Annotated in this window: 20 protein-coding genes and 1 pseudogene; 12 read left to right on the top strand and 9 right to left on the bottom strand. The window is 43.6% G+C overall.

Going from position 1 to position 25770, the window contains the following annotated elements:
* The first annotated feature begins 60 nt into the window (after positions 1–60).
* Positions 61–1062, top strand: a complete 1002-nt coding sequence (gntR, locus tag AC3CIA_RS16485) for a gluconate operon transcriptional repressor GntR (RefSeq protein ID WP_488519276.1) — start codon at positions 61–63, stop codon at positions 1060–1062.
* A gap of 96 nt (positions 1063–1158) precedes the next feature.
* Here gntR and AC3CIA_RS16480 read toward each other — a convergent pair whose 3' ends face one another.
* The 3 genes from AC3CIA_RS16480 to AC3CIA_RS16470 all read right to left on the bottom strand — a co-directional run bounded on the left by AC3CIA_RS16480 (position 1159) and on the right by AC3CIA_RS16470 (position 5491).
* A complete protein-coding gene (locus tag AC3CIA_RS16480; protein WP_488519275.1) occupies positions 1159–1941 on the bottom strand; it encodes a siderophore-interacting protein in 783 nt (260 codons plus the stop codon).
* A 185-nt stretch (positions 1942–2126) separates the two neighbouring features.
* Positions 2127–3605 carry a peptide MFS transporter gene (locus tag AC3CIA_RS16475; protein ID WP_488519274.1) on the bottom strand — a complete coding sequence of 493 codons (1479 nt, stop codon included), beginning with the start codon at positions 3603–3605 and terminating at the stop codon, positions 2127–2129.
* A gap of 515 nt (positions 3606–4120) precedes the next feature.
* On the bottom strand, positions 4121–5491 hold the full coding sequence (locus AC3CIA_RS16470) for an L-serine ammonia-lyase (protein WP_054547076.1): 1371 nt from the start codon (positions 5489–5491) through the stop codon (positions 4121–4123).
* Between the two features lie 311 nt (positions 5492–5802).
* Here AC3CIA_RS16470 and AC3CIA_RS16465 point away from each other — a divergent pair, with 311 nt between their 5' ends.
* Positions 5803–6681, top strand: a complete 879-nt coding sequence (locus AC3CIA_RS16465; protein ID WP_054547075.1) for a YdcF family protein — start codon at positions 5803–5805, stop codon at positions 6679–6681.
* Positions 6682–6685: 4 nt separating this feature from the next.
* On the opposite strand, the gene AC3CIA_RS16460 is transcribed toward AC3CIA_RS16465, so the two are convergent.
* Together AC3CIA_RS16460 and AC3CIA_RS16455 are read right to left on the bottom strand one after the other, a co-directional pair.
* Complete coding sequence (locus AC3CIA_RS16460) at positions 6686–7363, bottom strand: hypothetical protein (RefSeq protein ID WP_054547074.1); 678 nt, start codon at positions 7361–7363, stop codon at positions 6686–6688.
* A 230-nt stretch (positions 7364–7593) separates the two neighbouring features.
* Entirely contained in the window at positions 7594–7848 is a 255-nt protein-coding gene (locus AC3CIA_RS16455; RefSeq protein ID WP_054547073.1) for a putative hemolysin, read from the bottom strand.
* Between the two features lie 370 nt (positions 7849–8218).
* On the opposite strand from AC3CIA_RS16455, the gene AC3CIA_RS16450 reads away from it, so the two are divergent.
* From AC3CIA_RS16450 to AC3CIA_RS16420, 7 genes are all read left to right on the top strand, one after another.
* Positions 8219–8737: an NUDIX hydrolase gene (locus AC3CIA_RS16450; protein WP_017059522.1), complete on the top strand. Its 519-nt coding sequence runs from the start codon at positions 8219–8221 to the stop codon at positions 8735–8737.
* Positions 8738–9257: 520 nt separating this feature from the next.
* Entirely contained in the window at positions 9258–11369 is a 2112-nt protein-coding gene (locus tag AC3CIA_RS16445; protein WP_488519273.1) for an LruC domain-containing protein, read from the top strand.
* Between the two features lie 13 nt (positions 11370–11382).
* Positions 11383–11883 carry a hypothetical protein gene (locus AC3CIA_RS16440; protein WP_065205915.1) on the top strand — a complete coding sequence of 167 codons (501 nt, stop codon included), beginning with the start codon at positions 11383–11385 and terminating at the stop codon, positions 11881–11883.
* Between the two features lie 211 nt (positions 11884–12094).
* Positions 12095–13858, top strand: a complete 1764-nt coding sequence (locus AC3CIA_RS16435) for an ABC transporter ATP-binding protein (protein ID WP_488519272.1) — start codon at positions 12095–12097, stop codon at positions 13856–13858.
* Complete coding sequence (locus AC3CIA_RS16430; protein ID WP_054547070.1) at positions 13852–15636, top strand: ABC transporter ATP-binding protein; 1785 nt, start codon at positions 13852–13854, stop codon at positions 15634–15636. The genes AC3CIA_RS16435 and AC3CIA_RS16430 overlap by 7 nt, the downstream gene beginning before the upstream one ends.
* 234 nt (positions 15637–15870) lie before the next feature.
* A complete protein-coding gene (locus tag AC3CIA_RS16425; protein ID WP_054547069.1) occupies positions 15871–16137 on the top strand; it encodes a hypothetical protein in 267 nt (88 codons plus the stop codon).
* Positions 16138–16289: 152 nt separating this feature from the next.
* The gene (locus AC3CIA_RS16420) at positions 16290–16721 is read left to right on the top strand and encodes a hypothetical protein (RefSeq protein ID WP_488519271.1); all 432 of its coding nucleotides are present in this window, start codon (positions 16290–16292) and stop codon (positions 16719–16721) included.
* A gap of 138 nt (positions 16722–16859) precedes the next feature.
* Here AC3CIA_RS16420 and AC3CIA_RS16415 read toward each other — a convergent pair whose 3' ends face one another.
* On the bottom strand, positions 16860–17351 hold the full coding sequence (locus AC3CIA_RS16415; protein WP_081008990.1) for a cytochrome b: 492 nt from the start codon (positions 17349–17351) through the stop codon (positions 16860–16862).
* 300 nt (positions 17352–17651) lie between these two features.
* On the opposite strand from AC3CIA_RS16415, the gene AC3CIA_RS16410 reads away from it, so the two are divergent.
* Both AC3CIA_RS16410 and AC3CIA_RS16405 read left to right on the top strand, forming a co-directional pair.
* Entirely contained in the window at positions 17652–18491 is an 840-nt protein-coding gene (locus tag AC3CIA_RS16410) for a tetratricopeptide repeat protein (RefSeq protein ID WP_146456115.1), read from the top strand.
* A gap of 144 nt (positions 18492–18635) precedes the next feature.
* Positions 18636–19913, top strand: a complete 1278-nt coding sequence (locus tag AC3CIA_RS16405) for a peptidoglycan DD-metalloendopeptidase family protein (RefSeq protein ID WP_146456114.1) — start codon at positions 18636–18638, stop codon at positions 19911–19913.
* 177 nt (positions 19914–20090) lie between these two features.
* On the opposite strand, the pseudogene AC3CIA_RS16400 reads toward AC3CIA_RS16405, so the two are convergent.
* Both AC3CIA_RS16400 and AC3CIA_RS16395 read right to left on the bottom strand, forming a co-directional pair.
* Positions 20091–20410 (bottom strand): annotated as a pseudogene (locus tag AC3CIA_RS16400) (heavy metal-binding domain-containing protein).
* Between the two features lie 58 nt (positions 20411–20468).
* The gene (locus tag AC3CIA_RS16395) at positions 20469–21395 is read right to left on the bottom strand and encodes a LysR substrate-binding domain-containing protein (protein ID WP_146456112.1); all 927 of its coding nucleotides are present in this window, start codon (positions 21393–21395) and stop codon (positions 20469–20471) included.
* A gap of 91 nt (positions 21396–21486) precedes the next feature.
* Here AC3CIA_RS16395 and AC3CIA_RS16390 point away from each other — a divergent pair, with 91 nt between their 5' ends.
* Positions 21487–22524 carry a DMT family transporter gene (locus AC3CIA_RS16390; protein WP_171307951.1) on the top strand — a complete coding sequence of 346 codons (1038 nt, stop codon included), beginning with the start codon at positions 21487–21489 and terminating at the stop codon, positions 22522–22524.
* Between the two features lie 45 nt (positions 22525–22569).
* Here the strand turns inward: AC3CIA_RS16390 and AC3CIA_RS16385 are convergent, their stop codons facing one another.
* On the bottom strand, positions 22570–25593 hold the full coding sequence (locus AC3CIA_RS16385) for an HD domain-containing phosphohydrolase (RefSeq protein WP_488519270.1): 3024 nt from the start codon (positions 25591–25593) through the stop codon (positions 22570–22572).
* Positions 25594–25770: the final 177 nt, after the last annotated feature.

Raw genomic sequence — 25770 nt, 5'->3', positions numbered from 1 at the left:
TTCCAATTCAGTTGGATACACTGTTACCAGTAACATAACCAAAAATAATAACTACTAATTATGTCGAATAAGAAAAAACGTCCCACATTACAAGATGTTGCCAACTTAGTTGGTGTCACTAAAATGACCGTCAGTCGCTGTCTGAGAGATTCTTCTCAAGTATCAGAAGCACTACGAGACAAGATCAACGCTGCAGTCGATGAACTGGGTTATATCCCTAATCGTGCTCCAGACATTCTTTCTAACGCAAAAAGCAATGCTATCGGTGTTCTTGTTCCCTCGTTAACTAACCAAGTTTTTGCTGAGGTTATCCGTGGTATCGAGCAAGTTACCGCACCTGCGGGTTATCAAACCATGATTGCTCACTATGGCTATAGCGCTGAACTGGAAGAACAAAGCATTGCTTCGCTGCTCTCGTACAATGTTGATGCGATTATCCTTTCAGAAAACGTGCATACCGACAGAGCGCGTAAAATGCTCCAAACCGTTTCTATCCCTGTGATTGAGATTATGGATTCAGTGTCGCCAAGAATTGAACAAGCCGTCGGCTTTGATAACTTCGAAGCGGCTAGAGCGATGACCAAAACCATGCTCGACAGAGGACGAACCGATATTGCTTACTTAGCGGCTCGTATGGATGAGCGTACTCGCTTGAAAATGGCGGGCTACGAGCATGCAATGCAAGAAGCCGATAAAACGCCAGTGACGCTGCAAACGGAAGACGCTTCCTCGTTTACTCTTGGTGCAAAACTGATTGGTGAGTTACTTGAGAAACACCCACAAGTGAATGGCATTTTCTGTACTAACGATGATTTAGCGATTGGTGCTTTTTACGAGTGTGTACGACGTGGTATTCAAGTACCCGAGCAGATGGCGATTGCAGGTTTCCACGGACACGACATCACAGTGGCGATGACGCCGCGTTTAGCGACTGTCGTAACACCTAGGGAGCAGATCGGTAAAGTCGCTGCAGAGCAAGTTGTAGCGCGTTTACAAGGCAACAATGAATGGGTGGCGAAGCTCGATCTTGGCTACGAGATTGAAGTTGGTGAGAGTATTTAATCTGATAGTTCGGTTTTGCTCTTCATTGGATTCATACCAAAACGCCCTTAACGAGATGAACTTCGTTAAGGACGTTTTAGTATTCGATAACCAGCTTTAACCAGCGAGCGCCTGAGCATCCTGTTGTTTTAGCGCTTTGTGGCCATCTTCAGTGACGCCACGCTTCCAGTAACTGCTGATATAGATATTTTCTTTGGCGACTTCTTTTTCGTTGCGGAAGTACTGTCTTAGTTCACGCATGCTTTCAAATTCACACGCTGTCCAAACCGCAACCTGACCCTCTAACCACTCTGTGTTACGCACTGTTTGTGACAGTGATTCTGAGGTTCCATCTTCAATCAGCCACGTTATGTTGATGCCTTGAGGTACTTCAAGTGTTTGCTTATCTGCTGCTGAATTAATCTGAATGACAGCGTGACCCGTTGCTGTTTCTGGAAGTGTTTTCACTTTTGCAGAAAGTGCAGGCAGTGACGTCATGTCTGCAACCAAGAAGAACCAATCGGATTCAAGGTTCAGCCCTTGAATTAAGCCTGGTCCTGCCACTGAAATCGTGTCTCCGACTTCTGCATTCATTGCCCACCTTGCGGCAAAACCACATTGCAAATCTGTGGTGATGTGGCGAACGAAATCAACCTCTATCCATTTTTTTACAGGGTTGTACTGACGAATGGTGTAAGTGCGCATGGTTGGGCGCTCACCTTCGTTCAGTTGGCTTAAATCAGTGGTGCCGAGTGGCGAGAACAAAAGCTTGATGTAGCCGCCGGCACATTCGGTTGGGTATTTACTTAACCCTTCACCGCTCAGCGTTATACGCTGCATATTCGGTGTAATTGTTGAGGTTTGAGTAACGGTTAATGTGATAGGGCTAGGCTTGCTCATATAAGGCTCTCTTAGATTTTGATTTTTACATCATAATCCTGAATAAGAAAACACTCAATACTAATAGTTATCATTTACCTTTATTTACACAAGCGCAGCGTCAGTCAAATTTCTTATCTATATGGCTAATAAAAAAGCCCTTTAGAAAACTAAAGGGCTTGATGTATCAGATTATTAGAACGTGATTAGCTGTTTGCTTGCTTTAGTTCAATCGTTTCTTCAGCCGCTTTCGCTGCTTCTAGCATCTTGCGAATGATGAACGATGCAGCCATTGCGATACCTACCATCACTACCGCTAAAACGGTTAGCATTTGGAAGTAATCGCCGTAAACCGTCTGTACGATTTCTTGCGTGATTTGTTGACCTTTCTCTAGTGCAATAGACGTTGAGAATACCGCGCCAACAATGCCTGATAGTGCGATTGCAACAGAGAACAAGCTTACTGAGAAGTTCTCGATGTGCTTAGGTGCTACAGACAGGATGAAGGCTACAACCATTGAACCAACAATAACTTCACCAAACGCTAGGAAGAAGTGAATAGCTAGGAACACTTCTGGGCGAATCAGTACATCGTCACCAACGGTAGTCACAGCCATTGTTAGAATACCGAAAGCAATCGCAGTAAGGATGAATGAGAAACCTACTTTCGTTGCGGTAGAAAAGTTAATGTTTTTCTTTTCTAGGTTAGAGAAGGTACCCGCGATGATAGGGCCAGCAACCATACACCAAAGTGGGTTCATTGCCATTGATGCTTCAGGAGCTACAGGGATGAAGCCGAATAGGTCACCACGCATTGTGTTGATCGCTACCATTGTCATCGAAGTCATCATCTGTCCGTAGTACACGAAGAAACATGTCGTCAGGAATGTGATGATTAAGATAGTGCCCATTTTCAGCATGTCTGACTTCTTCGATTTCATCATCAAAGAGACAAAGTAGATGATCGCTGCACCACCAATTGCGTACACGATGTTCTGGCCGATATCCATGTTAGAAAACATGAAGAATACCAAACCAATCATTGCAGCTGAAAGGCCAAGGAATGCAGCCCAGTGTTTAGTGCTTACTGGTTTTTGGTCGATTTCAGCACTTGCTTCAACAAGGCCTTTGCGAACAAAGAGCATCATCAGAAGTGCGGCACCTGCTAGAGCAGCTGAAAGAAGGAAGCCACCGTGGAAACCAACAACAAGCACTAGCATCGGGAACAAGTACTGACCTAAAAGCGCACCAATATTGTTGACTGAGTAGTTGATAGGGTAGCAGTTTTCGAAATCTTCCTGAGTTTTGAACGTGCGTTTGTAAAGACTTGGGTAAGAAGGGGACATCAAACCACGCGCATAACTCGCTAAAGCAATACCACATAATGCCATTGGAACATTGGTCGCCGCGGCACCGAGTACCAGTAGAGCATAACCACTTGCGAACCCTAGAAAGGCAATGGTCAACGATCGGTATGCGCCTAAAAATTTGTCGGCGATAAAGCCACCTGCAATAGCAAATAGCGGTCCGATTGCAGAGAAAGCACCAACAACCATCATTGTGTCGGCTTCATTGTAGTTAAGATCTTCAAGGAAGAAACGAGTCAAGATCACCATGACGCCATAGAACGAAAGTCCAAACATCATTTGGCAGAACATCATTGATTTGTTTAATCTATTCCACATTATTTTATTCTCACATTAGTATTAAGATGTAGTGTAATAACCTAATTATAATACCATCACTAGCAATACATAAAATGAAACATGCATCCCAAACAGAACTTTACTCGATATACCTTTTCTTATGAGTGCATTGATATTTCTCATGAATGAAATTTGCAATGTTAGATTTTGATAATGGATACATAACTGTGAGAAGTTCAACTACCTTCATTTGTGGCTAAGTAATGAACGGATAAAGGAAAAGTTAACATTGGTCATCTTGTAAAATGTTCAAGTGAGTGTCACTTTTTATTGGCTGTTGGATTTTAGCCAATAAAAAAGCCAGCTTGGTGGCTGGCTTTTGTTTGGATATCGAAAACTAAGTTTACAATAACGGTTCTGAGTGAGGCGATTTCTCGTCGTGCGTATCAACGATGTATTGCGTTTCAACTATTCTCTGTATCTCGACTATTCACCGCATCTAATTGGTCACCGCATCTAACTGGTCACTACATCTAATTGGTCACCGCAACTAGCTATTCACACGGTGGCGCCATGTGGATCACCGCTAAACCACCTAAAGACGTTTCACGGTACTTCTTGTTCATGTCTTTACCTGTTTGGTACATGGTTGCGATAACCTTGTCTAACGAGATAAGGCACTTGCTGGTACGTTTTAGCGCCATACGTGATGCGTTGATGGCTTTCATTGCGCCCATTGCATTACGCTCGATACATGGCACCTGAACAAGCCCGCCGATCGGATCGCATGTCATGCCTAGAGAGTGCTCCATTGCGATTTCAGCTGCGATACAGATTTGCTCGTTGCTGCCACCGCGCAAAGCGGTTAAGCCAGCAGCAGCCATTGATGAAGATACGCCGACCTCACCCTGACAACCTACTTCAGCTCCAGAAATTGAAGCATTGGTTTTGTACAAGATGCCAATAGCGCCAGAGACTGCTAAAAAGTCTTTCAGCTGCTTGGTGTCTAGCTCTTTAATGAAACGATGGTAGTACATTAATACCGCAGGAATAACGCCAGCCGCACCATTCGTTGGAGATGTTACCACTTGGCCACCCGCTGCGTTTTCTTCACTTACAGCAAAGGCAAATAGGTTAATCCAATCCATGATCTCCATTGGATCGTTTTCAATCGAAGCATTGGCCTCAAGCTTTTTCAAAAGAGCTGGTGCTCGACGGGTGACTTCTAGTCCGCCATCAAGAATACCTTCGGTGTCAAAGCCACGCTGCATGCACAGAGACATCACCTTCCAAATTTGGTCAGCTTTTTGGTCAATCACGTCCATGCCTTGAAAAGACACTTCATTGCGCAGGATTAAGCCACCAAGGCTAAGTCCTTGTTGTTCAGATAATTCAAGCAATTGATCGGCAGAAGTAAAAGGGAATTCAACTTGTGTTTCTGACTCTGACTTGCCGTTTTGCAGTTCATCAGCGGTCGCGATAAAGCCACCACCAATGGAGTAGTACGTTTCCATATCTAGAAGACTACCGCTTGCGTCAAAGGCAGAGATGGTCATGCCGTTTTCATGAAGTGGAAGATTGGTTTTGTGGAAGAGTAGGTCGCTTTCTACATCGAAATGAATTTCGTGGTTACCGCTAACCATTAAAGATTTATCTTCAATCGCTTTACGCATTGCTTGGTTAGCACTAGTAATCTTAATAGTGTCGGGGCGGTTACCGAGCAAACCTAACAAAGTTGCTCTGTCTGTGTGATGACCAATACCCGTCAATGATAACGAGCCGTATAAGTCGATTTGAATACGCTTCACTTGCTTAAGCTGAGCATCAATTTTTTGGGTAAAGTTAAACCCAGCGATCATTGGTCCATTTGTGTGGGAGCTGGACGGGCCAACCCCAATTTTGTAGATATCAAAAATAGACAGCATAGTAACTTCCTGTGAAGACGGTTCGATGAACGAACTCTGGTTAAAGTATATCTTTTGTTAACCTCACTTCTTTGAGTGAGCGTATTCTTTCAATGAGATTAGTGTTAACAAGCGTGTAGTTCGATGAAATACAAGACCGTGCTATTTTTGCTTTATATAGCTGCACGTTGATTCTTGTGTACCATAAGATGTTGCTATCAATAGTGAGCATTATTGCGAGCTACATTTAGGAATTTAAAAATACTTTTGTTAAGAACTATTGTATACATAATTCACTCCATCTAATCACTAAAACGAGACTTGAACATAAAATGAGCATTAATCACCTCCTTATTGTGCTAGGTAAGCGACTTAATGGGAATAAATTGACTGATGAAGGCATCAGTCGAGTTGATGCTTTGGTGGAGTATCTGGCGGGGCCTGTGGCAGAAGAGTCGAACCAGCAAACTGTAGTTGCGTTTTGTGGTGGGGTAACAAAAGGGCAAGCCAACTCAGAAGCGGATGCAATGCACCAGTATTTTAGAATTATGGAAAGCCAGCGAGAATATCCGTTTTCCTTGGGGGCGATTTTGCTTGAGCAGAAATCGACAAATACGGTTGAGAACATTCAGAACTTAGCTTCAGAGATGATTGAAAGTGGACTGTTTACCCGTGGGCAGAATGTGAAGGTGACGTTCGTTTCGAATGACTACCATTTACAACGTATTTTCGAGGTCCAATCGCTCATGGACGAACAAGGCTTGCTTAAGGTTTTGGTCGAGAAGTGCTCTGCACTTGGGGTGGAACTACAAATCGATCCTCAACTAGAAGCTCATGTTGCGGTGCCATATCCTCATCAAAATACTCAAGGGCAATTGTTTCTATTGATGGATGTGCTGACAACCTATCGAGTTTATCTTGAAGGTGTTTCTGCGGGCACATTCAAGCGAGATTTGGAGTTAGTTAGGGGGGAGCCTAAAAGGCTGTCGTTGGAGGCACTGATAGCGGTAAAGGCGTTAGTAGAGGGGGCGCCTCATTTTGACATCGTCGACAGCTTACTCCCAGTATTGGAGCGCTGTATCCAGCAGACTTCAGTGGGTACCGACATAAAAAAAGTCAGGGAGTACCTAGCATTACTCGATACTAACCTGACTTTATTGAATCGTTATTTAGACCCGGAATCGGATCACACACATCGCTGGTGGCGATAGATGTTTATTTCTTTCTCGTGATGCCAATAACGGTCTTTAAGCTCGCAAACGCAATCAGGCAGTAAGCCAAAAGTTCAGTGCCTTCTTCTGCGATGTTTTTAACCACGCGAACATAATCATCGCCCATAACATTGTGCCAAAAGCTGCCCATGCCAAATAGACGAGAGAACACCAACAGTAGCATTACGCCAGTAACGAGTAAGTTCATGTGTGGGGAAGCAAGAATAAGCGCAAGCTGATCAATGGTTCTTTTACCATTCTTAATCGCATAGAAAATTGCACCGCCAGCAACCAATAGGGCAGGGACAACCCATGCACCATGTACGATCTTGTCGAACCAAAAATCCATTTCACGAATGAACAACACTGCGAAGAATGCGCTGATAAGAAGAGCTGCGTGCTTAACTTCGCGCTTCTCTCTTGCTAAATAAGCAAAAGAACCAGATGTCACGATAAGCAGTAACTGTTGCAGCATCTCGGTCGCCGAGACCTCACCAACATTGCCATTTAGCAATACAAAATCAATTCGAAGTGCAAGGTTTGCGACAATGCCTATCGCTAAAACAACGAGAGCTGTTTGGCATCGTTTGTAGATCACTTGAGATGTCGATTGGGAAAGGGTGAACTCTGGCAGTTCAAACGACATTGGAGTTTGTTCATTGGTTTTAGATTGGCTTTTCATAGTAATTCAATGTGTAAATATTTGTAACGGGCAGGCATTCTATCGGCCTCGGTTAGGCTAATGTCAGAACTACGTCAGAAATAAAACGGTGTTCAATTGGTGTGGGAATACGGTAAACTGCCGCTTGGTAGCGGTCAGTCTACGTAATGTAATGGGATTTGATTAGGTGGGATTCGTGACAGAATAACGCCGTTCACAGGTGCGGCGTCATCAGTTCACGATGTCGCAGTTTAGCTTTCTTCTTTTTGCTCATGGTTGTTGCGGTAGTATTCCCATTGCTCGATACGTTCACCGTCATCAAACACACAATAAGTGGTGCGTTGATTGTTTTCAGTTACGGTTTCTAATTCACCATCTTGTTGAACACAATAAACCGCGGCTGGGTTAGCGACTGAAACACGTTGGCCTTCGCTATATTCTGCATAGTCGTTTGTACAACCGCCCAACACAACGGCAAATACAGCCATCAAACCAAGTTTCTTCATGTTTATCTCCTATGTGATAACTCTATAATCGAATGCGTTAAGTTCTACAGAACCAGATTAGAAGCTCTATGAAATTAGTATATTTTAGATTTCAGAAAAGGTTGTCCTAATTTGGTCAAGATATTGAAATAGGTTGATATTTCGCTATTTTTAAGTGCTTTTTGAGTGTTTGATCAAGGTGACATAGCTGATGTTATAACAGGAACGGCCTCCGTCAATAAGGTGCTACTTGATGGTTACTTTGACTCGATAGCCGTGGGAGAACTGCGATCAAAAGCAGAGGATATGTGTTCTTGTGGGGTACGGAGAACCTCGAATCTATTGATGATTATGATATGATGCCGCCAAATTCAGTAGAGCAGTCAGAATCATGAGACACCTAAAAACCACCATCCACCCTGATATCGATCATCTAGACAATAAAACGGTATACAAGCGTAATGCTGCCCGCGCCATTGTATTAGATGGTGAAGACATTCTGATGCTCTATACAGAGCGTTATCACGACTACACCATTCCTGGTGGTGGTTTGGATGAAGGTGAAGATGTGATTGCTGGTATGGTGCGTGAACTCGAAGAAGAGACAGGCGCGAAGAATATCCATAGCATTAAGCCGTTTGGCATTTTTGAAGAGTTCCGTCCTTGGTATAAAGACGATGCAGATATGATGCATATGATCTCTTACTGCTACTCATGCAAGATCGATCGTGAGCTTGGTGAAACGGCTTACGAAGACTATGAAGTAAAAAACGGTATGAAACCGGTTTGGATGAATATCCATGAAGCAATCGCTCATAATGAAAAGACCATGGCTGAGAGTCCGAAAAAGGGCATGAGTATTGAGCGTGAAACCTTTTTGTTACATCTCATCGCAAAAGAAATGCTGTAACCCTTTTAATAAATCGAGACTGTTTAAAAGTAGAATATTTTTAAACAGTTTTGCTAACCATGAACGAACAATAATACCTACCCCTTTACTTGACCAAACACATCGTAGTTTGAGTTTTAAGCAAAACGCCTCCAGCCCTTAAACAACTTATCCGGTTTCCAAACCGCATAGAACGTTGCTGTATCTAACAGACTTTCAAGTTGACTAATCTCTTATCAAGTTGACTAACCTTTCTTCAAATTGATTCTTATTTTGAAGAACAGACCGTTTTATCCTGACTGTAATTTGAAATTAGATTAATAAGTCTTATTTTTCAATGTAATAAGATAGTTTTTAAATGGTTAGAAACTTGGCTTCTCTTTTGCTTATTAGTATTAAGCAGCTCGCTTTATCGGCACTAAAACAATAAACAAAGATGTGGATTGTTTTGAGTTAACTAAGACGTTTCTTTAATTTGCCGTTCAGAGTTTACGTACTTTTCAAGGAAATCGCAGAAGCGAAGAAGAAGTCGAGGTTTACTATGAAATACAAGCAAATTATTTATCTTGTGACGGCAGCAATCAGTGTCCCTATCTACGCAACGACGGTGGATTTGGACTTTTCAAACCATGTAGAGGCGACGAACAGTAGCAGTTCGTGGGCTGGGCCCACCTACGATGGGGCATCAATGCATTTTCTGAACGTCGGAACACATGATGGAAAAACAATAGACGCCAAAGTGTCTAGTAGTGTGTTTGGTGATGCGACATTTTTGTTTCATGCTCCTAACTACAAAGTTGGCGCGACGCAGCCTTCAGGAGATATTGGTTTTCTTTACCAAACTAACTCAGCGGGCTCTGCAGGCTTAATCTATACCTTTGAATTTTATGATGGTACAGATGGCCTCTCAGGTACGTTCTCAGTGCCTTATACACTTCCCGAATTTGACATGATTGGTTATGACATTGATGGCGAACCCGTGCAGTCGGAACAAGTCAGAGTGTTTAAAAGCGAAGGTTTCTACAGTTACCAGCTTGGTAGTGCTAGCGCGAGTTTGACGGCGGAAGAGAGTGCCGATGGAACGTCGGTGCTATTCACCGGGCCAGGTACGAACTATTCCGAAACTGACACATCCGGTGCCGTAAAATTCACCTACAAGAACACCTCAATCGTTACTCTACAATTTGAAACGGTTACAAGTAGTAGCAGTAGTTTCCCTAACCCGATTTTCTCGGCATTTGACGGTAATTGGGATTTATCTGGATTTACAACGCCAATAGAAAGCTCAGACGAATCTGATTTTGGTGACGCGCCTGATAGCTATGGGACATTACAGACGAGCAACGGTGCTGAGCATGCGATTTCTTCCACGCTGTACCTAGGCGCTAGCATTGATGCCGATATTGATGGCCAACCTGGCGCATCATCAAACGGTGATGATTTGGATGTTGGCGGAAATGATGATGACGGTGTTGCATTGCTGACGAACCTTGAAATCGGCCTAGACAGTTTAATTAACGTCAATGTTGTTGGTAGTGGTTATCTGCAAGCTTGGGCTGACTGGGATATGAATGGGTCTTTTGAGGATGACGAGCAGATATTGAAAAACCATTCTGTTGTCGATGGAAGCCAAGTTGTCCCTATTCGAGTGGGAGACTATGCTACCGTTGGTGGAGTACAAACTCGATTCCGTTTAGCGAGTAGCCCTAACATCCCTAGTGACGGTTATGTTGGTGATGGTGAAGTTGAGGACTACGTGTTCAACGTTACGGATCCTGGCACAACGGTTCAACATTCTAATTACTATACAGCGGCCTTCGAAGATAATTGGCCAGAAGTTGGTGACTTTGACTTAAATGACGTCGTGGTTTACTACCGCACTACCATTTTAAGTAAAGATGAAGCAGTGCTTCGAATGGATATTACGGGAACCATAATGGCCTACGGTGCTTCTTATGGTAATGGACTAGGATGGAAGCTTGATGGCTTCGATGAGTCAGATGTTGATCTTCAAACGGCTCGAGTGCAAAAGAATGGCGCGACTCGAGTAAATATCTCGCCGTTTACAGGTGAGGACAAAAATGTTGCATCGCCAGGAGGAGACCTCGTTGTTGTCGCTTCGTTGAACCTAAAAAATGATCTTCCGATTCACGGTGAGTGCATGTTCCACCGCACTAATCCTTCTTGTAGCCCGACGTTAGAAGCTGACCAAATGACGTTCAGCATTTCTCTACCGTTTGCTTCTGGAAGCGAGCCGACAGTGAGTTCACTGATGCCATTAAGTGGCTTTGACCCATTCATCTTTGGAGCAGGAGAAGGTCAATACCATGGTGATAGCTTCGTTACATCTCCGGGTAAAGACTTAGAAATACACACGGCAGACCTACCACCAACGTCTCGTGGCACGTTAGTGAGTGATTTCTATGGCATCGCGCAAGACGATTCAGACCCATCTAGTGATAAATACTATCGAACTACGCAAAATATGCCTTGGGGTATCTTAATTTCATCGCCATGGAATCATCCATCAGAGTACATCGATATCAGCGAGGCATACCCAGACTTTGCTGAATGGGCGACCTCAGGAGGTTCTTCAAAACCAACCTGGTACTTGGACCCTAACGCCAACAAAACGTGGTCTACTGAAGATTAATCAAGGAGGATTTATGAATACAACTAAACTAATGCTGAGTAGTGTAACTTTGGTCTTTCTTACTGCTTGTGGCGGCGGAGGTGGTGGTGGCGGTTCAACCACTTCAACGCCAAGTTCAGTCGCCCCACCAAGTAGCGCTCCTGCTGGGGTCAGTAACGCGGTTACCTCTAGCGTTGCACCTGTACAACAAGCGCTGAAATCGGTAGAGCTATCCGTACCGGAAGGTTTTGATTTCTCTACCGAGAGAGAGGTTGTTGTGAGCGTTGACGTAGCAAGTTCACAAAGCTCTCGAGGCTTTATGAGTATCTACACTGATTTTAATGGAGATGTTGTCGATTACACCTCACAAGTGTTGAGAACGCCGATCAATGAGGATATTGATTTTTCAACGACACTGCTTCTTCCAAATCATGTTGATAAGGTTTGGGTAGAAGTATGGTATCCATCAGCAATGGGAAGTGAAGTAAAGCGTTTAGTGGACATCAACAATGGGCAGGTAGACGTCGTCCTTTAAAGTTCATCATTTAACAAACCTAAAATATTTGCTGCCATTTTGGCGGCAAATTTTCTTTTTGTAGCCTTGAAAAACAACGGAACGATTAAAATATAAATTTGGTTGATATTGTCAACTATGTCTTTTTGGTGTATCTTTAAACCTGAGAATGTACCAAGCTCCTGATGAATCCATGGTACAGCCGCGAACCCGTCCTCAAAGAAAGAATTCCATGAATAAAAGACAGTTTATTGCCCACTATTTGCGTATGAATCGCACTTCTTATTTGTTGGCGATAGTTTTCATTTTTCTCGTAAATTGGCTTCAAGTTGAAATACCACGCTATATCCAATTGGCGATAGATCTGATTGATGATGCTTCCTCAAGCGGTCATCAGCAGCTTCAAACCTATGTTTGGATTGTGGTTGGCATGTCAGTCGCCATGGTTGTGGTGAGAATTCTGTCTCGTATCTATGCGCTTAATCCGGGGCGAATTACTGAAGCAGCACTAAAGAGTACACTTCTACAAAAGCTGAATCGCTTACCGAGCAGCTTTCATGAACGTTTTGCTTCAGGTCGATTGATCTCCATCATCAATAATGACCTCAGTGGCATTCGTTTGCTGTTTGGTGTCGGCTTCTTGCAGTTCTTCAATGCTTTGCTTGCGTTGTCGTTGACTCCTCTTTACATGTGGCGCATATCGCCAGAACTCACACTGTATTCGATCATTCCTATCTCAATCGCTTTTGTGATTTTTCGTGTGGGCTTCAAGCGTATGAAAATACTGCATTTAGAGCACATGAAACGTTTACAAAACTTGTCTGCTCAGCTAATGAGTTACCTGTCTGGGATTGATTTGATTAAGAGTCAGCAGATGTCACCTTGGGTGAAAGCCGAAACTGAAAAGCTTAACCAGTTATTGCTTGAGTGCCGCCTTAAAATTACACGTATTCAGGTGTTCTTTATGCCAGTACTCGATTACGCCAATGACTTGATGAAAATCATCATTCTTGGGCTTGGTGGCTACATGTTAATGAGACAAGAGCTAACCCTCGGTGAGATCACTGCTTTCCTAACTTACTCGGTTTTACTCGCTATGCCATTGATGCAGCTTGGCAGAATCGCGACCATTTATCAGCGTGGCATGGTAGGTATTCAGAGCGCACAGACTATTCTTAATGCCAAAGTTCCCGAGCTTGATGAAGATAAGCTCACGGAGTTAGATGTTGAATCGCTAAGGGGAAAAACGTTTTCCGTTCGCAATTTCAGCTTCAGCTATTCGGGTGAAGAGCGTGTGATTCTTGATGACATCAGTTTTGATATTCCTGCTGGTAAGAAAGTGGGTGTGCTAGGTGGAATCGGAGCGGGTAAAACGACATTAGTGAACTGCTTGAATCATCATTTGGATGTACCAGAAGGCTCGGTTTTCCTTGGCGAAAGGGATATCACTAGCTTCTCACGCAGTGACTTGCGCCGTTATGTAAAAACCGTGACTCAAGACCCTTTCCTGTTTTCAGCAACCGTCGAGGATAATATTCGTTTTGGTAGCTTAGATACTGACTTGTCAAAGAATCAGGTTGATGAAGTACTTGAGCTCAGCCAGTTGGCGAGTGACGTTACTCGTTTTGAGCATGGTGACCAAACCTTAGTCGGTGAGAAAGGGATCATGCTGTCAGGCGGCCAGAAGCAGCGCTTAAGTATTGCGCGTGCTTTATTGCAACCCACAGACCTGATCATCATGGATAACGTTCTATCGGCTGTCGACTATGAAACAGAACGTAAGATTTTGGAAGGCCTGTTTAAGCGCTTGGAAAATCAATCGGTACTTGTGGTTTCACACCGTGTTAATGCCCTTGAATATATGGACGAAATCATCGTGTTGAATGAAGGTAAAGTGATCGCGAAGGGTGACCATGCGACGTTATTGAAAACATGTGATTACTATTACGATACATGGCAGTTACAGCAGAATGAAACGGAGGCAGCAGCATGTTAAAAGGTGTTGATCTTAAGTACCTCAAGCACTTTTTTAAGTTTGCTAAGAAATACAAACGCTCTGCGATTCTGGGCATCGCTATGCTTCCGCTCTCTGTCATTACAAGCTTATTGTTTCCTTGGCTGATCATTCAAGTGATTGATGTACATCTGAGCCATGGGGATATGGATGGACTGCTCGAGTACGTCTTCTATCTAGTCGCAGTTCTGGTGGCGAGCTATGTGGTGGATACTATCTATTCATATAACCTGCGTAAAACGGGTCAATATACGATAACCGACATGCGTTCAGTGTTGTTTGCTCGCGTGCTTAAATTGCCACGCAGCTATTTTGATAACACACCGATTGGCGTCACGCTTTCACGATTAACCAGTGACTTGGAAACCATCGGCGAGACATTTGTTCAGTCGGTTGTAGGTCTAGTTAAAGACAGCATCAATACCATTGCTCTGTTGGTGATGATGTTCTTCATTGATTGGCAGTTAACGATGATTGTGTTGATTATCATGCCGCCAGTGATGTACTTGACGGTGTATGTGAGAAACCGACTTCGCGCTTTGTATAAGGTGACTCGTTCTTCGTTGGCTCGCGGTATTGGCTTCCTACAAGAAGTCTTATTTGGCATGAAAACGGTTCAGATGTACCGAGCCGAAGAACAAGTCGAACAACGCTACCAAGGCTATACTGATGAGTTTCTGAGAGCACAGAAGAAAATCAATAAATACGATGCGATTTTGTTCTCGTTTATCTCGGGCATTACCTCAATCACGATCGCAATTATGATCTGGTATGGCTCTGAGCAAGTGATAGAAGGGGCACTCACCTTGGGTGTGCTGATTGCGTTCATCAACACCTTAGAAAAAGTGTTTGTTCCGATCCGTGACTTTACTTCACAGATTGCTTCGATTCAGAGTTCATTTGCAGCGTTTGACCATATTGAAGAGCTGTTTGTTGAGCCGACTGAAGAGGAAGGGCGCAACCTGCTGCCATCTAACAAGGTTGAAAAACAGCTCGAACAGTTTGTGAGCCTGGAGTTTAAGAACGTGAGCTTCCGTTACAAAGACGACTCTCCCTGCGTTCTAAAGAATGTTTCGTTTGTATTGGAGAAAGGGCATCAAATCGCGCTTGTGGGTTCTACGGGATCGGGCAAGTCGACAATTCTGCGTCTAATCTCTAAAACCTACCAAGACTATGAAGGCAGCATTCTACTGAATGGAATAGAGCTGTCGCAGATCTCTAGTGAAGACTCTGCTCATTTGTTCTCAATGATGATGCAAGACGTGCACTTATTTGAAGAGACAATCCAATTCAATATCGCGCTGGGTAAAACGCATTTATCTAGAACTGAGGTTGAGCAGGCAGCGCGCTATGTTTATGCCGATAAGTTTATTGAACAATTGCCACAAGGTTATGACTTCCACTTGGAAAAGAACGGCTCCAATTTGTCTGTGGGGCAAACGCAGCTTATTTCGTTCGCACGAGCGGTTGCACAGGGTGGTCAATTGATGATGCTTGATGAGGCGACCAGTTCGGTAGATTCAATCACCGAAGACCTCATCCAAAAAGCGATGCAGCGTCTGTTTAAGGAAAAAACCGTGATTGCGATTGCGCACCGTTTGAGTACCGTTCGTCACTCGGATACGATTCTGGTATTGGAAAAGGGTGAAATTGTTGAGCAAGGTAATCATCAACAGCTGGTGGCATACAATGGAATTTACGCAGGGTTGTTGAATGAATCGATTGTCGAAACGGGCGATTCCCAAGTTACGGTAGCCTGATTGCCTCAAATTTAGGCTGTTGCTTTCGATGAGATAAATTGGCCTTGTCTATGCTTCACCAGTTTCTATTGTTTTCTAATACTCCCAAGAGGTTAGGGAAATTAAACATATTTTTCGATTATTAATATGTTATGATCTCCCTACTACTAAAGGGGTGTCTTCGTACATCGGGATGTATGCGAGCAAAACGTAAGTGCTTGTGTCAGTCACTTTCTGGCGAATATGGAATCGAAAATGTTGTTGGAAGAAGTTGTAGAAATTATCGAATTAACCGACTCAGACCATTTATCTCAAGCAATGGAACTGTTTAACGAGCATGGTTTTGTTGATGCTGAGTCTTTACCTTTTATGGATGTTGTTTTTGAAACAGCACCGGATCACCTTGCGAAGAAGTTGTCGCAGGTTGGTTTTAAAGGTTTAGTGCAAGTCGAAAAGAATGAAGATGCATCGGGCTTCACCATTATTGATGCTGACCGCGTTCTGCTAAAAGACTCTGCTTAGCTGCAAGACTTTGCTTAGATACAAGACTTTGCTTAGATACAAGACTCTGCTTAACTGTAAGATTCTTCTTAATTACAAGAATAAGATTCAGCGTAATGAAAAGGCTCTATCCAGTTTAGTAACACCCGTTATGATTATTTGAGGTTAACACAGTGACAACAGCAACCGCTTCATCACCAGAGCAACACATTTCCAATGAACATGCGCTTTTAGGGGCATCGTTATTAGCGTCTCAAAAAGTTGAGTTGGCTCTGTTCAGTGTTATCTCTAAATTAGCTAAAGCACTGCCAAAGGAACAACAGTCACTAGGTTTGGATTTGGATACCTTTTTAAGGGAAAAGCCAAGTGAGCAAGCCTCTATGCTGAGCCTATACGAACAGACGTTTGGTGAGCAACTTCCTTTGAAGGCCAATGAACTTAACGATTTTATTTACCACCGAAACTTGGTAACTCGTTGCTTTTGGCGAGTGACTGGGGCTGATGTTAAAGGCGGTGAGAAGCTTGCGAATCCAGAGCTATATTTAAAAGAGTTCTTGGCCAAATGTGAATACTGGCAAGTGATGCTTGATACCCAAACCAAGTAATCAAATTGAAATAAGAAAGCCATAGCGAAACATGCTATGGCTTTTTTGTTTGTGTAAACCATGCTGAATTTTTTAAAGCAGATGATTACCTCGAATACTGAGAACATCACTTATATTACTTAAATATCCCTCCAAAAGTTAAATCATCATCTTCAATACATAGTTCCTAGAGACAAAGTGGTGTTTAAGTGCAGCACAAACATGAAGAACAACTAAACAGGCTAGGGCAATACAACTGGCACGATGTAAATAGAAAAAGAAGCCGTTGATTGCAGGATCGGTAATTGGGTTATTCACGATCACTAACCAGAATAACGAATAAGGTTCTTTCAGCATCAAATAACCGGTGCTGAAAACCATAAACATCACTAGATACATCAGGGAGTGAGCAAGTTTAGCAACGCATTTTTGCCCTTTAGGTACAGACAGTGGCATGGTTGGTGATGACCGGAAGTGGCTCCAGACATAACGAACCACGAATAATGGCGTCGCAATGGTCGCCAATGACATGTTGAGCACTGACAGAAAAGAAAATAGCTCTGGATGGCTGGTAACATAGTGCATCACATACCCTGCGACTGTTGCATAGATGATGACAGATGCCATGACCCAGTGCAGTACCCGGCTCATTAAATCGTATCGTGGATTGTTCAAATTAACCTCGCTCTGATCGTTATTAATATAAGATTCATCTCGATGCAATAAATCAACTCTTGGTATATTCGCATCGCGAATTAATTATATAGAACAGTATTACGCGGTATTTTTATAATTTAGAAATTAATGATGTTGCTTCAGGTGTTTTATAATAATCAATGATGTTTTAGAGTGTTAATTCCAATAAGGAGAAGGCAGAATTGCCAACTTTCTAGCTTGTCTTGCGATTAAGAGATACAGTTAACAAAGATTAAATATATAAGGAATGTATAAATGCTTCGAACCCTATTGATTGCAGTGTTATCACTGGTCGCGACCATGAGCTTTGCAAGCGAGGAGGTTAAATACTCAGAGAAAGAGTATGTAGACCGACCATTGATGGAACGCTACATCTTAGATGAGTTGAAGCAGCTGCGAATGGAACAGCAAGATCTTGAAAGACGCTTAACTATTCAGATGACGGATCGAGAGCTTTCAGTGGCCGATAAATCTCTGAATTACGCAAACGTAACCGTGACTTATTTCTTCTACATTATCGCAGGTGTTGCTTCTCTTATCGCGTTGGTGGGTTGGCAATCACTTAAAGAGCTCAAGCACACCACCAAAGAAATGGCCGATCAGCGACTGAATTCGATTGCTCAAGACTATGAGAAGAAATTCAATATTCTTGAAAGGGATCTTAAACGCAAGACCCGAATAATCTCGGAAAACAACCGAGAGATTGAGATCATCAATGAGATTCATAACTTATGGTTGAGAGCGCAAAATGCGCAAACGGCAGAGCAAAAAATTGAAATCTACGATGAGATATTAAAGGTTCGTCCTGGGGATCTTGAAGCGTTAACCTATAAAGCGGATGCTGCGATGGACATGCAGGAATATCATTGGGCAATGAGCCTGTGTAACCGCGTACTAGAGGTTGACGATCAAAATGCTCATGCCTTGTACCAACGTGCTTGTGCTTACGCTAGATTAGGTGCAGAGGGTCAAGCTATCGATGACTTAGAGCGTTCTATTCAAGCGAGTGGGTCAATGAGAGAGCTATTAGCTGAAGAGCAAGACTTCGAGATGCTACGAGGCTTAGAGCGTTTTGAGGCTCTTTGCGAAGAGTAATTCTATGTAATATGTTGGGCTACGTTAGCCCAACATATTTTTACTGTAGATACAGAACGGTTTCTTACATTTCGTTTATTCTTTTGAATTAATTGTTATGTTATAACACTTACCAAGTTCCTTGTTATAACCGCTAAGTATTTTATGAAGTTCCTCCCTATTGGCCTGATCGTAATCGCTATCAGTGCATTCTCGCTTTCCGTTTTGCTCCATTTTCAATCCGAAGCACCAGAAGAAATCTCAATTCAAGTCACCCCTTATAAAGATTTATTAACTCATCAAGAGGGGGCATCAAACTCATATACAGATTCAGAGGCAAGCTCAAGAACGTTGATAAAAGTTCATTATTTCGTGAAGGTTGGAGATACACTCAGCAACATATTTTCGTCATGGAAACTGCCTTATGAGACAGTTCAAAAAGTGATGGAAGCGGATCTTGAGTCTTTGAAGCTCGATACAATAAAGCCTGGCGATCATCTAGAGTTGCTTTTGGATAGTGACTCTAAACAACTCGTAGAGCTGATTTTCCATGAAAGTCTCGTAGAGCAAGCTGTCTTCACTAAAAATGATGATGGAAGCTTTAATTACCAATTCCATGAAATGCCTAGCGAATGGAAAGAAAAACTCTATAAGGGCACCGTTCATGGCAGTTTTTCAACGTCAGCATACAAAGCGGGATTAACAACCGCCCAGATAGCCAATATTACTCGAACGTTAAGAGACAAGATTAACTTCTCAAAGCAGTTAAGAGCGGGCGATGAGTTTAATGTGTTGGTTAAGGAGCAATACATAGGCGACCATCTAACAGGAAAAACAGAGGTCCAAGGCATATCGATTACGTTACGAGGTAAAGAAGTGGCCGCGTTTCTTGCTCCAGATGGACGCTTCTACGACAGAGAGGGTAACAGCCTTGAGCAAGCGTTCAATCGCTACCCAATAGACAAGCAATTCCGAAGAATTACTTCGCCATTTAACCCGTACCGTAAGCACCCAGTGACCGGACGTATATCTCCACATAATGGTACTGACTTCGCAACACCTGTAGGTTCGCCAGTTTATTCAACCGGTGACGGTCGAGTTATTGCTATTCGTAACCACCCGTATGCGGGGAAATACATAGTGATTGAACATAACAGTGTTTACAAAACTCGCTATCTGCATTTGAGCCGATTCTTGGTTAAGAAGGGGCAACAGGTTAAGCGTGGGCAGAAAATTGCGTTGTCAGGCACGACTGGTCGCGTAACCGGGCCGCATTTGCATTTTGAAGTACTGGTGCGAGGAAGAGCTGTGGATTCGATGAAAGCGAACTTACCTTTAGCGAGTTCTATCTTACCTGAAAATAAAGGTGCATTCTTGGCGAGAGTTGCCTCGTTTGATGACATGCTCTCAGGGCAAAAGGTTGCACGAGTAACATCAAGCTAAGTATCAGCTTATAACCGTTCTAACCCTCTGGCGGCTAATCATCAAAGGGTTGGAATGAGTTTTCATTAGGCTGCCTGATTGCTCAGTATCCTAATCGCTTAAGTGCCCAAGTGCTCAAGTTTTGAGATCTTAAGTGACTAAGTGACTAAGTGACTAAGCGATTGAGCGACTAGGCGATTAAGCGACGACAACCGCTGTACCGCTCGCCGATACCATTAGCATGCCATTACCCGTTCCTAGTACCTCGTAATCGATATCTACGCCCACAACCGCGTTCGCGCCTGCTTCAATGGCTTTTTGTTCTAGCTCTTTGAAGGCGTAGTTGCGTGCTTTTCTAATTCTTTCTCGTAGGTGCCAGAACGTCCACCCACAAAGTCACGAATTCCTGAAAACATATCTTTGAAAACATTCACCCCTAGAATGGCTTCTCCGGCGATAACCCCTTTGTAATCGACAATGCGTTTGCCTTCAACAGATTGAGTGGTGGTAATAATCATAATGGCCTCTTGTAAGCTTGATGAGCTGTTACTCGCTGTATGGATTGATAGTTTGGTCTTACTCTTGAATAACATCGCTCAGTGTTGTCTCTGAGCGTGTGAATTCATGCCTCAACCATGTTCTCAGTTTTAGCACACTTTCTTGTTTTAATTTGTTTTTTGGGCAAACAAAATAGAAATCTTGGTGTGGATTCGCGACGGGTTCGCCCAACTCCACTAGCATCCCATGGCTGATGTCATCTTTCACAAACAAGCGATGCGTAACCAATACGCCTAACGAACGAATTGCAGCTTGAACCGCTTGAATAGAGACATCAAACGTTAGATTGCTATGGAATGTGGGCATTGGGATTTGGTAATTGTCGCACCAGACTTGCCAGTCGTGTTGTCGCCTGAGGTTAAAAACGCCAATGGTCGGGTTTTGTTTGACGAGTTGCTGGACGTTTAATCCGGTCTGGTTTTTCAATAGAGCAGGGCTGCACACCAAGACCAGGTCATCGTCGCCGAGCTTTTCGCTGTAATATTGTTCCCATTCGTTTGGCTTGCCATGTACGAGGGCAATATCGACACCTTCTTGTTCGATATCGAAAGGGCCGGTTAATGTCGAAATACGGATATCAAGTGAGGGAGCAAATGCTTGGAATTCGGGGACTCGAGGGATCCACCAGTGCATCGCGAGTGAGTTCACCATGTTGAGAGTGATACGGTGATCGTTAGGCGTTCTGGCAAGCTCTTCGGTGGCTTCTATCACTTGCTCAAGTGCGGGCGCGACCTTTCGATAATATCGCTTACCGGCGGCATTAAGAACAACACGACGACCTACTCGCTGAAATAGCGGTTTATTAACCAGTAGCTCTAGTGATTTGATGGCTTGGCTTACTGCAGAATGACTGACATACAACACTCGAGCAGCGTCGGTCATACTGCCGGTTTCAGCAACAGCAATGAAAGCATAAACGGATTTAAGCGGGACGAGTTTCTTCATTGGTAAGTTTTCCTTACAGTTATGGTTAATATCACTCGCTATTTTTCATCACGTCACGCTTCTAAAATAGGTGTCATAGGAGGTGATAATTATGTCTGATATTACCAAGGCGACGACTTTCATGTTGTTGTCGACGTTCAGTTTGTCTTTGAGTGGCTTGATGGCCAAGTATCTATCTGAAGTGATGCCAATCTCGTTACTCAGTTTTGTGCGTTTTTTGTTACCCAGTCTGTTCTTATTCTTATTCTTGATGTTCTACAAAATAACGAAACCTTCACTCGATATGTGGAAACCTTTAGTGATGCGGGCGATCTTTATGGTGGCGTGTCAGTGGTGTTTCCTTACTTCACTACAAACCTTAACGCTGGTTGAAGGTGTGGTGTTATTCAGTACGGGGCCTCTGTTTATTCCATTGTTAGAAAAATTAATATTCGGAACCAAGATTCATACAACGACTATCGCATGTTTAGCAATTACATTCTTCGGCGTAGTGATGATGGCAGGGGATTGGTCGCAGTTTGAGTTTGGTTCGGAGTTCTTTAGACCTGCGCTATTGCTTGGACTTCTAGCGGGTGTGTTTAATTCTGGCTCGCAAGTGAGTCTGTACCGAGCATCTAAAACCAGCCTGACACCAGCAGAGCTTAACGCATGGACCTTTTTAGTCGCAGCAATACTCGTTATACCTATGCTCGTGTTTACTTCTGTTTCTGCTGTACCAGATATGCTTAAGGGGGACAGTGTGTATGGAGCTTTAACGACTTTACTGTCGTTTGATGGCTTGCGTTGGATTGGACTTGGTGCATTTGGACTCGCACTGTTTACCATCAATACTCAAATTTTCCGCTCCAAGGCTTATAAGCTTGCAGACAGCGGTTCCCAGTTGGCACCACTGATTTTTACTAACATGCTGTTTAGCGCCTTATGGCAGGGTTTGTTCTTTGATGATGTGTTTTCTACTCAGCAGATGATTGGCATTAACCTGATTGTTGTGGCGAGCATTACCAACACGCTATTAGCGAAGAGGCACAGCAAAGCAAAAGCCAAGCAAACACCGCGAGTCACAGTGGCTGTAGCGACGGTAGCCACTGTAGTGGACGTTGCGGTATTGGACTCGGCAGCTAAAAGCTAACCATTGAGCTTATGAAGCTTATGGTCTTTAGTCTGAATGGTTAGCTTAAAACAATGAACGTATGTACTCTTTGACTCGGTCGATGTGTTCGTTTGGTTCAATCTCGCAACGCTGTTTAGTCTCTAGGAATCGCTCAGCGTATTTGTCGTAGATTTTGTTTTCTAAGAACAGCAAATACAGCTTGGGATCGATATGACCGCTGGTGGCCATGTCGGTCATGATGTTGAGTGATTCGCTTAGGCGTTTGCCTTTCTTATACGGGCGATCACTAGAGGTGAGCGCTTCAAAGACATCAGCAATGGCCATCGCTCTGGACGGTAGAGGTAATTGGTCTTCGCTTAAGCCTCTTGGGTAGCCCTTGCCGTCGATACGCTCGTGGTGTCCGCTGGCGATATCCGGAATATTCTGGAGGTAAGACGGATAAGGCAGCTTGTTAAGCATGGTGAAGGTTTGAATAATATGATCGTTGATCATGAAACGTTCTTCATCGTTTAACGTGCCACGACGAACTTTCAAATTGTGCAGTTCACCTTGGTTGTATTTGACCTCTCCTGGCTTAAGCACAAACGCTTCCTGCCATACATCAGCAGGGCTAAAGCCATTATCCCACGGTATTTTATGCTCAGGCTTATCGGCAAGTAGCGGTTCCATCACCGGTAGTATTTGGTTTTTTCTTGCTGGCTCAGCTTCACTCTTCTCTGTCGTGTCTTGTTGTTCATTGAATCTCTCTTTTTCAGACCAAGATAACCCTAGCTGATCGTCGAGTGTTCGTTTCCATTGGCGCTTGGCTATTCGGTCTAAGCGTTCTAGCTGTTCGTCCGTCATCGACTCTCCACCAAGGTTGCACTCAGCAACAAAGGCAAATTCTTCATCCAATTCTGACAAGCTTTGTTCGAGGACCTTAAGCTGATCCTCCTGAAGCGCTCCGTTCGCTATGGCTTTCCAGTAGTCGGTTTCAGCCTGTTGTTTTAACAGTTCGAAACGCATTCGCACTTCGTGGATTCGGTCGTAAATGGTTTCAAGTTTAGTCGCTTTGTCTACGACATACTCGGGTGTGGTTACCTTGCCGCAGTCATGAAGCCAAGCGGCGAGCATTAACTCTTCCCACTGTTTACTATCCAATGAGAATTGCGGGTAATAACGGTCATCATCAATGGTTGCTTGAGTCAGCCATTTGGTGAGTTCAGGCACTCTCTGGCAATGCCCACCCGTGTAAGGTGATTTGGTATCAATAGCTGATGCAATCAACTCGATAAAGGCATTAAGCATGTCTTTCTGTTGCTGCATTTGGTCAATGTTATCTTTGGCTATTTCCGCAAAGCTGAGCAGTTCTCGTAAGAAGGCGTGCTTGTCTGACTGCATCTTGGTAATCGGTCTTTCATAGCCAATTGCGACGATACCCACCAACAACTTCTCACGATTTAATAGTGGAAACAGGTACAGATCTGAATTGAAGATCGAATCTTGGTAATAGTTGAGAACATTGTCTTCTCGGTTTAAGTGGATGGTTTCTCCAGATTTAAGTTGGCACAGCAACCAAGGCGTGTGCTTGATGAAGTCATTGATGTCGGCCTTAAAGGGAAGAATGGCGAGGTTCGCGGCCGTATCAAACACATCTTTCTCTTTTGATTGAGTGAAGAGGACAATGGTTTCTGCTTTGGTAATTAAATAGCTTTGATGAGCAATATTTTTGGCTAAGATCGAAAATTCCTGATTACCTGCCGTGTCTCGAAGTAGCGTAATAAGATCATGAAGTGTGTGTTCCATCAGCTCAATTGAGTGGGCGAGGTTAGCCACTTCTTGAATCATGCTTTTGGGATAATGAGTTCGCCTGAAGTCAAATCGTGCGATGTTGTCGGTGAGTTGCATCAGTGTATTGAGCGGCTGAGACAGTCGATTAGCAACAAACCATACGATAGCGAAGCAGATGAACAACATACCAATCGCGACCGCAACTTGCTTGTCTCGCATTGAGATAAGATCAGAGAGCAACTCATTGTGTGGCGTAGCCTCTGCCAAATATAAAGTGACATTCTGAGTGAGCTCAACAGGCGTTAGCGTCAATGCCCAAGTGTTTAAGTTGTACTCAACGTTTTTTAGGTTGAGGTTTAATTTCTCCTCGTCGGAGATAAGTGGTGCTATGACGGATGCTTTCAATGCTTCCATCTGTTCACGTTTGGGCACATTAAAGCAGCTTTGGTCTTGCTCACTGCCAGAGAGTTTCCCCGTCGTTTGGTTATTCGTTTTCTCAGTTTTACTTGTGTCGTTAGGCTGGGAGGTAAGCTTGGGAATCGATAGATCAAGTTGATGTTGGCCGAGAAGATTGAAATGTTGATCGAACAGAGCGAGTCGGGTTTGTGGAGAGTAGGCCAATTCACTGATCTGGGAAGAGAGAGATTTCAACGTGAAGTCGGCACCAACGACATGCTTGCCATCCAAAGAACGTCTAGAAAGAGTGATGCCATTGGTTTGCAGGAAATAGAACAGGTAGGGCTCAGAGAGTTGTATTGAGCCGTCAGGCTTTGCGTTACGAAACCAAGGTCGAGTCGTGGGGTTGAACTTACTCTCGGCTTGTCGGGTACTGATCACTTGGTGTGCGCCATCGAGAAAGGTAATAAAGTTTTCACCATCTAGATTGGTGCTGCTGACCATCATGGTCGCTTTAGCGGGAGCGTTGTTATCGGCTCTCTGTTTAATGGAACTCAGAGGGCGAAAGATTCTGAAATCACCATCTTCAGAGCCATAGAATAGAGCGACTAAGTTAGTATTTTGTTTGAAGATGATATCGACCGAAGCAAGCCAAGATTCTTTTTCGACGGAGGAGGTTTGATGAGCAACAAACGGGCTCACTGCCATCACGTTTAAGGTTGTGATGACTGGGGCAATAGCTTGTTTAAATACCGATTCCAACTTATCGCGATGTTCATTACTGACTTCGCGCACGGTGCCTAAAAGCAGTTCTTGAGAGTGCCGATAACTTATCGAAATCAGTACGGTACCGACAAGAGTGGTCAAAATTAAGAAAAGGCTAGTGATGTGGATACTCAGCGGATATCGTCTTCTTCTCATCTAACACTCCAGTTTGTAGACTGGTTTAAGTATTGACGAACTTGGGTAGGTTGCAAAAAATTGGCGTAATTACCGAGTATGTTCGATTTTACTCAGATAAGAAAAGCGTTAGTGTCTTCTGGTTAGCCACGTATTATCGTGCTGTGTAAATGAACTCGCAAGAAACCCTTATGTTTA

Source organism: Vibrio sp. QJM3NY_27, from assembly GCF_057785955.1.
This window is presented reverse-complemented; position numbering and strand designations above follow the sequence as displayed.